The 9753-nt window shown below is 29.6% G+C and carries 13 protein-coding genes; 3 read left to right on the forward strand and 10 right to left on the reverse strand.

Annotated features, from left to right (window positions below; genetic code table 11):
• Nucleotides 1-74 precede the first annotated feature (74 nt).
• From ACKTTR_RS15690 to ACKTTR_RS15700, 3 genes are all read right to left on the reverse strand, one after another.
• A complete protein-coding gene (locus ACKTTR_RS15690; protein WP_408028721.1) occupies nt 75-1343 on the reverse strand; it encodes an MFS transporter in 1269 nt (422 codons plus the stop codon).
• 3 nt (nt 1344-1346) lie between these two features.
• Nucleotides 1347-2006 carry a hypothetical protein gene (locus tag ACKTTR_RS15695; RefSeq protein ID WP_047788067.1) on the reverse strand — a complete coding sequence of 220 codons (660 nt, stop codon included), beginning with the start codon at nt 2004-2006 and terminating at the stop codon, nt 1347-1349.
• Between the two features lie 235 nt (nt 2007-2241).
• Entirely contained in the window at nt 2242-3237 is a 996-nt protein-coding gene (locus tag ACKTTR_RS15700) for an NAD(P)H-dependent glycerol-3-phosphate dehydrogenase (RefSeq protein WP_408028722.1), read from the reverse strand.
• A gap of 96 nt (nt 3238-3333) precedes the next feature.
• Here ACKTTR_RS15700 and dut point away from each other — a divergent pair, with 96 nt between their 5' ends.
• Both dut and ACKTTR_RS15710 read left to right on the forward strand, forming a co-directional pair.
• Nucleotides 3334-3765, forward strand: coding sequence for a dUTP diphosphatase (dut, locus tag ACKTTR_RS15705; protein WP_408028723.1), 432 nt, complete (start codon nt 3334-3336; stop codon nt 3763-3765).
• On the forward strand, nt 3765-4130 hold the full coding sequence (locus ACKTTR_RS15710; protein WP_408028724.1) for a hypothetical protein: 366 nt from the start codon (nt 3765-3767) through the stop codon (nt 4128-4130). The genes dut and ACKTTR_RS15710 overlap by 1 nt, the downstream gene beginning before the upstream one ends.
• A 4-nt stretch (nt 4131-4134) precedes the next feature.
• Here the strand turns inward: ACKTTR_RS15710 and ACKTTR_RS15715 are convergent, their stop codons facing one another.
• Together ACKTTR_RS15715 and recA are read right to left on the reverse strand one after the other, a co-directional pair.
• Complete coding sequence (locus tag ACKTTR_RS15715) at nt 4135-4671, reverse strand: GNAT family N-acetyltransferase (RefSeq protein ID WP_408028725.1); 537 nt, start codon at nt 4669-4671, stop codon at nt 4135-4137.
• A gap of 83 nt (nt 4672-4754) precedes the next feature.
• Entirely contained in the window at nt 4755-5762 is a 1008-nt protein-coding gene (gene recA, locus ACKTTR_RS15720; RefSeq protein ID WP_408028726.1) for a recombinase RecA, read from the reverse strand.
• Between the two features lie 115 nt (nt 5763-5877).
• Here recA and ACKTTR_RS15725 point away from each other — a divergent pair, with 115 nt between their 5' ends.
• Complete coding sequence (locus tag ACKTTR_RS15725; protein WP_408028727.1) at nt 5878-6453, forward strand: pseudouridine synthase; 576 nt, start codon at nt 5878-5880, stop codon at nt 6451-6453.
• On the opposite strand, the gene ACKTTR_RS15730 is transcribed toward ACKTTR_RS15725, so the two are convergent.
• The 5 genes from ACKTTR_RS15730 to ACKTTR_RS15750 form a co-directional block, all read right to left on the reverse strand.
• The gene (locus tag ACKTTR_RS15730) at nt 6445-6957 is read right to left on the reverse strand and encodes a hypothetical protein (RefSeq protein WP_408028728.1); all 513 of its coding nucleotides are present in this window, start codon (nt 6955-6957) and stop codon (nt 6445-6447) included. The genes ACKTTR_RS15725 and ACKTTR_RS15730 overlap by 9 nt on opposite strands.
• 7 nt (nt 6958-6964) lie before the next feature.
• Nucleotides 6965-7405 carry a GNAT family N-acetyltransferase gene (locus ACKTTR_RS15735; RefSeq protein ID WP_408028729.1) on the reverse strand — a complete coding sequence of 147 codons (441 nt, stop codon included), beginning with the start codon at nt 7403-7405 and terminating at the stop codon, nt 6965-6967.
• Entirely contained in the window at nt 7405-7836 is a 432-nt protein-coding gene (gene rpiB, locus ACKTTR_RS15740) for a ribose 5-phosphate isomerase B (RefSeq protein WP_073182358.1), read from the reverse strand. The genes ACKTTR_RS15735 and rpiB overlap by 1 nt, the downstream gene beginning before the upstream one ends.
• Nucleotides 7837-8520: 684 nt before the next feature.
• Nucleotides 8521-8685 (reverse strand): hypothetical protein, encoded by a 165-nt coding sequence (locus ACKTTR_RS15745; protein ID WP_408028730.1) that lies wholly within the window; start codon nt 8683-8685, stop codon nt 8521-8523.
• Between the two features lie 75 nt (nt 8686-8760).
• A complete protein-coding gene (locus ACKTTR_RS15750; protein WP_408028731.1) occupies nt 8761-9672 on the reverse strand; it encodes a diacylglycerol/lipid kinase family protein in 912 nt (303 codons plus the stop codon).
• Nucleotides 9673-9753 lie beyond the last annotated feature (81 nt).

The raw sequence follows: 9753 nt of genomic DNA on the forward strand, positions 1-9753 counted from the left end.
TTAAAAGTATATTAAAAATGCCCAGAAATATAACTTCTGGGCATTTTTATTTATTTCACTAAATAGTTTACTTATTATTCTTCCTTCTCGTGTTCTTCTAAATCTTTAGTTAGGTCTAATTTTCGAAGCGTTGGGTTTACAATTCCTGTGGTAACAACTGTAATTAAAGTCATGGTTCCACCAAAAACCACTGCTGTTACCGTTCCCATTAACTTTGCTGTTACCCCACTTTCAAAAGCTCCTAATTCGTTAGAAGAACCAACAAACATAGAATTTACTGAAGCTACTCTACCACGCATATGATCGGGTGTTTTTAATTGTAAAATGGTTTGACGAATCACCATAGAAACTCCATCGGTTACACCACTAAAGAATAGGGCTACAATAGAAATCCAAAAAACAGTTGATAAACCAAATACTATAATACAAATTCCGAAACCAAATATAGCTGCTAAAAGCTTCATTCCTGCATTTCTACTGATAGGTATATAGGCAGTAACTAACATCGTTAAAAAGGCTCCTATGGCTGGTGCAGCACGTAAAGCACCAAACCCTTCAGGTCCAACTTTTAAAATATCTTGAGCATATACTGGTAATAATGCTACTGCTCCACCAAATAATACCGAAATCATATCTAAGGTAAGTGCTCCCAAAATAGCTTTTGTTTTATACACAAAACGCACTCCTTCTTTTAAACTTTTCATTACAGGTTCGCCAATTTTTGGGTTTAAAATTGGTTTCTTTTTAATGAAAAATACTGTTAGAAATGAAACAGATACTAAACCAAATACAATACATAAAGACCAATGTACTCCAATCCATGAAATGGTTAATCCTGCAAAAGCTGGCCCTAATACTGAAGCTATTTGCCAAGTTGAACTACTCCATGTTGCGGCGTTAGGATATAGTTTTTTAGGTACAATTAGAGCTATGAGTGAAAATATTGTTGGACCAAAAAAAGAACGTAGTAATCCACCAAAAAATACCAGAGCATAAATAGCATATAGTACAGTATTTTTATTCCAATCTTCAATAAAACTAGGTAGTGTTAAAAAGAATAACCCTAAACTAATCAATGAAAATAACCCAATACATAAGGCTAATAGATTTCTTTTTTCTTTTTGATCTACAATATGGCCTGCAAACAACGCCATGGATACCGCAGGAATTACTTCCATTAGTCCAATGATTCCTAAAGATAATGGATTTTTAGTGATACTATATACCTGCCATTCGATAATAATGAATTGCATTGACCATGCAAACACTAAGGCAAAACGTACTAAAAGAAAAATATTAAACTCTTTGATTCTTAGGGATGCATAGGGGTCTTTTTTCTCCATGAATTAATTTAATTTGAGATCCATTAAAATGGCAAATGTTTCATTAACATCTCTTTCTTTTACCACTATGGTCATTTCGTGTGTAGTAGAAATTACTTCTTGTACCGCAATATTTGCCCAAGCAAATTGCTTTAAAATGAAATAATAAATACCTGATTGATCTAGATTTCCTTTTGGAAGTTTTATAGTTATTGAAGCTAAATCGTTTACATTATTAATTAATGCTTCTTTCTTAAAAATTTCTTCTACAAATGGTTGCAAATTTTTACTTGTAACAATGTTTGTTTCAAAAATACCTTGCGAAACTGTCAAAAAATAATCTTTACTATCAGCAGATTTACTCAAAATTTTAGCAATTTCTTTTAATAACGAAGTAGTGTTCTTGAAAGTGAAATCGCACAAATCTGAACGCACAATTACATCACCTAGATTTAGAGCAAGTCTTTTAATATTTTTTCGAACTCTCAATTCATTTGCTGGTGACAGTCTATTAATAGCCATCATAACTGCACCTACTTTCACTTCTTTTTTTAACAGTTTAGAAACTTCAGGTAAAATTTCTCTTGCTAACGATGATACATTAATTAACTTCTCATTTAGAGCCTCTTCTATGAAAGGAGTTTTTCTGATGGTAATTTCAACAGCTTCTTGAATTGTTTTCATGTTTGTTTAGTTTTAAACTAAAAGTAACAAAAATACAATTAATAGTGAATTTATACTATATATTTAATTTGTAATATATTTAATTAAAATCTTTGTTAGTCAGATTTTTAAACTAAATTTGTCTTTATTGTATCTTGTTACAAGACCTATACACAACTCAATTATAGAAGCGATTGATGGGGCTTCTTAATTTTTATTAATTATTAAGAAGGATTATTTGTACAAATGCAAACAACTAATCTAATCTATTTGTTAACTTTAAAAACTCATCTTTCGCTTCTTTTTTGTCGTACAAAACGTTATAAACAGCGTCGATTATTGGAGTTTTAGCTTTGTTTTTTTGATTGATCTTATATGCACTTTTTGTAGCGTAGTATCCTTCAGCAACCATACTCATTTCTAACATTGCAGATTTTACAGTGTAGCCTTTTCCTATCATGTTTCCAAACATTCTATTTCTACTAAATGTAGAATATCCAGTAACTAATAAATCACCCAGGTATGCTGAATTGTTAATATTACGCTTCATTTTATGAATCTTTTTAATAAAGCGTTTCATTTCTCTAATACCATTACTCATTAACACCGCTTGAAAATTATCTCCATAGCCTAAACCATGAGCAATTCCTGCTGCTATAGCATAAATATTTTTTAACATCGCTGCATATTCAGTACCAATAATATCATCAGATATTTTAGTTTTAATGTAGCGTCCTGCAATAGCTTCGCTAAGTTTTTTTGCTTTTTCTTCATCTTGACAAGCAAGTGTTAAATACGATAAACGTTCCATAGCTACTTCTTCTGCATGACATGGCCCAGATATTACCCCTATATTTTCATATGGTATATTGTATTTTTTATGAAAATGCTCACCAACGATTAATCCTGATTCTGGTACAATTCCTTTAATGGCTGAAAAAATAACTTTATTCTCTAGAGAAGCTGTAAGTTTTTCTAATTCTCCGTTTAAAAAAGCAGAAGGAACAGCAAAAATTAACACGTCATAATTTTCAACAATATAATTTATATTCTCAGACAAATCTAACTGTTCAGGATGTAACTCTGCAGAACTTAAGTAACTAGGATTATGCTTATTACGTTTAATATGTTCAATAGCATATATGCTACGCATATACCAACCAATGGTTTCTAAGTTTTCAGATAACATTTTAACGATAGCTGTTGCCCAACTTCCACCTCCTAAAACGGCTATTCTAGTTTGATTGTTCATAAAGTAGTATTTGTTTGTAGTACAAAATTAAGAAATCTATAATCGACTCTCTAAACTTAAAGGTTATTATATTTGAAAATTGAAAATCAAAAGAACATGAATGTACAAATCATAAACAAATCAAAACACCAAACTCCAGCATATGAAACTGAAGGTTCTGCAGGTATGGATTTGCGTGCCAATATAGATGCTGCTATTACTTTAAAACCTTTAGAAAGAGCTATTATAAAAACTGGATTATTTATTGCGCTTCCTGTTGGATATGAAGCCCAAGTTCGTCCTCGTAGTGGACTTGCAGCTAAAAAAGGAATTACCGTGTTAAATTCTCCAGGTACTGTTGATGCAGATTACCGTGGTGAAATTGGAGTTATTTTAGTGAACTTATCTAATGAAGAGTTTATTGTAAATGATGGTGAGCGTATTGCCCAATTAGTCATTGCAAAACATGAGCGTGTAAACTGGCAAGAAGTAGCTGTTTTAGATGAAACAGAACGTGGTACTGGTGGTTTTGGAAGTACAGGAGTATAATGGAAGAACCTAATTTACAACCCTTACGTATTACTCCTGGTTGGAAAGTAGAATGGAATTTATTTTATGAAGTAGATCCTTCCGAAGGTTTTATGCATTATTTGGACTCTAGTTCTTTATTACATCTAACCAATTACCAACTTATGAGGGCAATTGATTTAGATTTTAGACCAGAAAATGACCTTAACGGTCTTTTTTATCTTAGAGTTATAAATCTTACTAAAGTTAAAAATCCTAAGACTAAAAAAATAGATTACAAAGGTAATTGGGAAAACTTATATTTTGAGTTGTCTTCAAAAAATAGGTTAGAAATTGTCAAGGAAATTGAACGTTTGGTAATACAAATACCTCCTTACAAACAATAGTAATTTACAATACTTTATACACTTGACTCATTTTTCGAACATTGTCAAATAATAATTCAAAGTCTAAAAAACAATGTGAATGATATTGGTATCCTAACTTTTTATAAAATTCAAAAGCTTGCGGTTTTTCATCCATAGTATCTAACCATATCATTTCATATTGTTTTTTAATGGCTTCTTCTTCTAACCAAGCTAATAATTGCTTACCAATTCCTTTACCTTGAGTATTTTTATGTAAATAAACTCGATGGAGTTTCAATGACTTTTTATTCTCTAGTCTTAAGAGTTTTTTATCCCATAAGATTCTGAAAATTCCCACTATTTCTGCATTAAAAAGAACAAAATAATAGCTTGTTTTATCTTCTGATAGTTCTTTTTCTAAATTACTTTTAGAAAATTGACTTTGTACATACCAATTACCTTCATCTTTCCAAAAATGTTTATATGCTGCTTTATATACATCATTCATTAAGGTTTCTAAAATTTTAAAATCTTCAACCTGTATTTCTTGTAATTGTATGTTGCTTGAGATTTTAATCATATCTTTTTTATAAAAAAAGCTGTTCTATATAACAGAACAGCTTTTTAAAAATAGTAATAGTTTGAACTTTAAATTTAAATTACTTATTCTTGATTTTCAATAGCTTCTTTAATTTTATTTTCAAGCTCTTCCATTAATTCAGGATTGTCTTTAATAACACCTTTAACAGCGTCTCTACCCTGACCTAATTTAGTATCTCCGTAGCTAAACCACGAACCGCTTTTCTTTATAATTCCGTAATCTACACCAATGTCTAAAACTTCACCAACTTTAGAAATTCCTGCTCCGTACATAATATCAAATTCTGCTTGTTGAAATGGTGGAGCTACTTTGTTTTTTACAATTTTAACTTTGGTACTGTTACCAATTACCTTATCACCATCTTTAATTTGTGTTCTACGACGAATATCTAAACGAACCGATGCATAGAATTTTAAAGCGTTACCACCAGTAGTTGTTTCAGGGTTACCAAACATAACTCCAATCTTTTCACGTAACTGGTTAATAAAAAACACAGTACAGTTTGTTTTGCTAATCGTACCTGTTAATTTACGTAAAGCTTGTGACATTAAACGCGCATGTAATCCCATTTTAGAATCACCCATTTCACCTTCAATCTCAGATTTTGGTGTTAAGGCTGCAACAGAATCAATCACTACAATGTCAATAGCTCCTGAACGAATTAAGTTATCAGCAATTTCTAATGCTTGTTCACCATGATCTGGTTGAGAAATAATTAAATTATCAACATCAACGCCTAAACTTTCAGCATAAAAACGATCAAAAGCATGTTCAGCATCAATAAAAGCAGCAATACCTCCAGCTTTTTGAGCTTCTGCAATCGCATGTATTGTTAAAGTTGTTTTACCTGATGATTCTGGTCCGTAAATTTCTATAATTCTTCCACGAGGATACCCTCCTACTCCTAAGGCTAAATCTAACCCTAAAGAACCTGACGATATTGCATCTACATCTTCTACTTGGCTATCTCCTAACTTCATTACGGTTCCTTTACCGTAAGTTTTATCTAACTTATCTAGTGTAAGTTGAAGCGCTTTTAATTTCGCTTCTTTTTCTTTATCTGCTGCCATAAATCGTGCTAATTATTTTAAGTAATAAGAACGGCTAAGTTATGAAAAACTAGCTTTAATATCCTATCTTTTTATGTTACATTTTGTAATATTGTGCTTCTTAAAAAAAGAAAAGATGTCAAACCATCGTCACTTCATGATTTATAAACCTTATGGTTTTTTATCACAATTTATTACTAATCAAAAAAAAGGAGGAAAACACAAATTACTAGGAGAATTGTATGATTTTCCTGAAAAAACAATGGCTGTTGGTAGATTAGATGTAAAATCGGAAGGTTTATTGTTATTAACGACTGATGGAAAAGTAAGTGATTTTATTACTACAAGAGGCGGTGTTGAAAAGGAGTATTATGTTCAATTAGATGGAGCAATCACATCTAAAGCTATTAAACAATTACAAAACGGAGTTGAAATTGGTTTTGATGGAAAAAAATACATGACAAAACCTTGTAAAGTTGAATTAATTGATACTCCTGATTTACCTGAACGTTCTAAAAAAATTCGTGATGCTCGTCATGGTCCTACTCCTTGGATATCAGTTATTTTAACAGAAGGAAAATTTAGACAGGTTCGTAAAATGACTTCTGCTGTTGGTTTTCCTACACTTCGTTTAGTACGTGTTCGTGTAGGTGATATTTTATTAGGTAATATGCAAGTTGGTGAGGTAATAGAGGTTGATAAATTAATGTAATTTTATTTTATTTATCAAACATTTAAATTTAAAAAAATTACTTTTATTATTACCCATTATCAAATTATGAGATATTAAAATTTTTCTGTTTTTATATTTTCTTATAAAGTATCTATCATAATATGGATTACCTTTTGAGTTATTTATTACATATGCATATAAATCCCCATATGTTTCTGTTGATCTCTGTCTAGAAAGAATTTCTTTTCCTTTATATTTTTGATTAATTATAGAATCTATTTTACTGTAATCTGAAATTAAAACTTCATGATTAAATGGTTCAATATATATTTTTGAAAAGTTATGAGAAGTTATTGAATCTGTCTCAATAATAAGTGTTTCACTGTTAGCTGTATAATATTTATTATATACAGTTATTCCACAATCTATCAGATCTTTTTCAATTTTATTATATTGAGAAAACAATGATAAATTAGTGGTAAAGAAAATACATAAAAAAGTAAAAACAACTTTTTTATAATTCGTACAACTGATTCTCTTCATGGTTTAATCAATTACGTACCATTCTTATATGTGGAATACCATCTTCTAAATACCCTTCTCCAACTTGTTTAAATCCGTGAGATTCGTAGAATTTTTGCAAATAGGTTTGTGCAGAAATCGTTATAGTAGTTTCATTATAATTATCAACAATAGCTTTTATAGATGCTTTAATCAAATCGTGTCCGTAACCATACTTACGTTCACTTTCTTTTACTACTACTCTACCAATACTAGGCGTGTCAAAATATTCACCACTATTAAACAAACGAGTGTACGCAATTATTTCACCTTCTTTTTCTCCTATAACATGTAACGCTTTTTGATCTTTACCGTCTAGATCTTGATACACACAATCTTGTTCAATAACAAAAACTTCAGAACGTAATTGAAGTAATTCATACAGTTCTGAAGTAGTTAATTCTTGAAATCTTTTTACTCTAAAGTTCATTAACAGCAAGCTATTTTATTTACTCTATTCGCGTGACGACCACCTTCAAATTCGGTAGATAGAAAAATCTTTACAAAACCTAAAGCTTGTTGTAATGATACAAAACGAGCTGGAATAGTTAAAATATTTGCATCGTTGTGTTGACGTGTTAATTCTACCAATTCGTTATTCCAACATAAAGCTGCACGCACTCCTTGATGTTTATTAGCTGTCATTTGTGCTCCATTACCACTACCGCATAAAATTATTCCCATTTCTGCTTGTCCTGTTTCAACAGCTTCAGCAGCTGGATGAATTGTATCTGGGTAATCCATACTATCGGTTTCATTCGTACCAAAGTTGATTACTTTATGCCCTAATTCTTCTAAAAGTTTAACTATTTCAAATTTGTATTCGGTGCCTGCGTGATCGTTTCCTACAGCGATTGTCATAATTTGTTGATTTTAATTCAGTTGTGAATTACAAAAATACAGTTATTCACGGTTATCAACAGTAATTAACAATGCTTTTTTTAGCATTCTTAATAACCTCTTTAAAATTAAGGGGTTAAACTATATTACCAAATTGTTAAGAACTAATAGTATATTCTGAAAAGAAAATTTGATTTTCTAGATATTTTTTACAATACAAGAACAAGAACTAATTATGCAACTTTTTTTTTGAGATTTTAATGAACATTTATCAACATTAAATTAACCCTTTTTTTACATTGAAAAGAAAATTAACTATTCATAATTTTCAGTGAATTGCTGTTTATAACTTTTGTTAATAACTCTATTTTATAGTTGATTTTTAAAGTTTTATTCGACTAATAACTTGTTTATTTATTTTAATAAGTCACTTCACCAAAAATAAAATCTACTTTTTATTCTACATATTAACACACTATAATAACAATCATTTCTTTTTTTAAATTTTTAAAATCTCTTTTATTAATAATATAATATGTTAATAACAGTTTTTTTGAAATTTAAAATTTAGATCTTCTTCTTTTAAATATTTACTAAGCTACTAAAACTAGAGTTCCCTCTTTGTCTTTTTTTAGGGCAAATTGCTAAAAATAAGGCGTAAATACTACGTTTGTTGAAAAGTGATAATAAGTGAGTAAAAAAGGTTTAAACAGCTTTCTTAGAAGCTTTGATAAGGTAAATAGTATCTTTGGTTACTATTTCTGAAGGAGTTTTTTTGTTTAAAGTCGTATTTATACTCACTACAGTTACTATAATTCCTGTAATGAATATGAAAATAAAAAGAGCTATTATTTTGCGTAAGTTTTTCATTTATAACGGCTTTCTTACTATAAAGACGTATGAATTTAAGAAACGTTACAATTTTATTAAGTTTTTTTTAACTTTTTAAGGAATAACTATTTGAATAGCACTTTTAATAATACTAGCTTTAACTTCACCTCTACCTATTAACTCTCCATCTGCTTGAATATAAGGAAGTTCATTACTATTTTTGGGAGTTATTAACAATGAGCTAGCCAAATGCGTTTCTACTTTTTTATGCTGAAGAATTTTTCCGTTGTATAATTTTTTTATTGAAAATAGTAAGTCCCAAAAAGACAGGTTTTTAGCTATTGTTATATCAAATAAACCATTATTAGAATCTTTAAAATCAGTTAATTGCATACCTCCTGCTGAATATTTACAAATACCAAACAAAGTCATTAAACACTTTGTTTCAACACATTTATTGTTAATAGTTATGTTAAAAGTAGTTTTTTTGTAGAGCAATAAACCCGCTATCCCACTTAATAAGTACGCTATAGGTCCAAACCTTTTCAATTTATTTAACTTGTTAACAACATACCCGTCATAACCAATACCAGCTACATTGTTAAAATAGGAAGAAGTATCAGGTAACTCCAAATAACCTATGTCTTGAAAAATAGTTTTTTCTTGCTTTATTAAATTAACGGCAGCTTTTATATTCTTAGATATATTGTATGTTTTAATCCAATCATTTCCAGTACCTAATGGAATAACAGCAATAGTAATTTCTTCAGGTTTTATAGTATTTTGAGTCATAATACCATTGATAATATTATGTAAAGTACCATCACCTCCAACAGAAATTATTTTTTTATAACCTTTGTTAATAGCTTGTTGAACAATTAATTTTTCATGATTTGAATATTCAGTTTTTGCATACTCGTAAGTTATGTTATTAAACTTTAATTCCTGTTGAATATCACACCAATATTTATTGAATTTACCATTGCCAGCAACGGGATTCACAATAACAAACCAAGAATTATTCATACAAATACATTAAATAAAGAGCCGTAAAGTACAAAATGAATTTATAACAGTTATTTAAATAACTAGCATTAATTTTATTTG

Source organism: Tenacibaculum litoreum (genome assembly GCF_964513915.1).
Classification (GTDB): domain Bacteria; phylum Bacteroidota; class Bacteroidia; order Flavobacteriales; family Flavobacteriaceae; genus Polaribacter; species Polaribacter litoreum.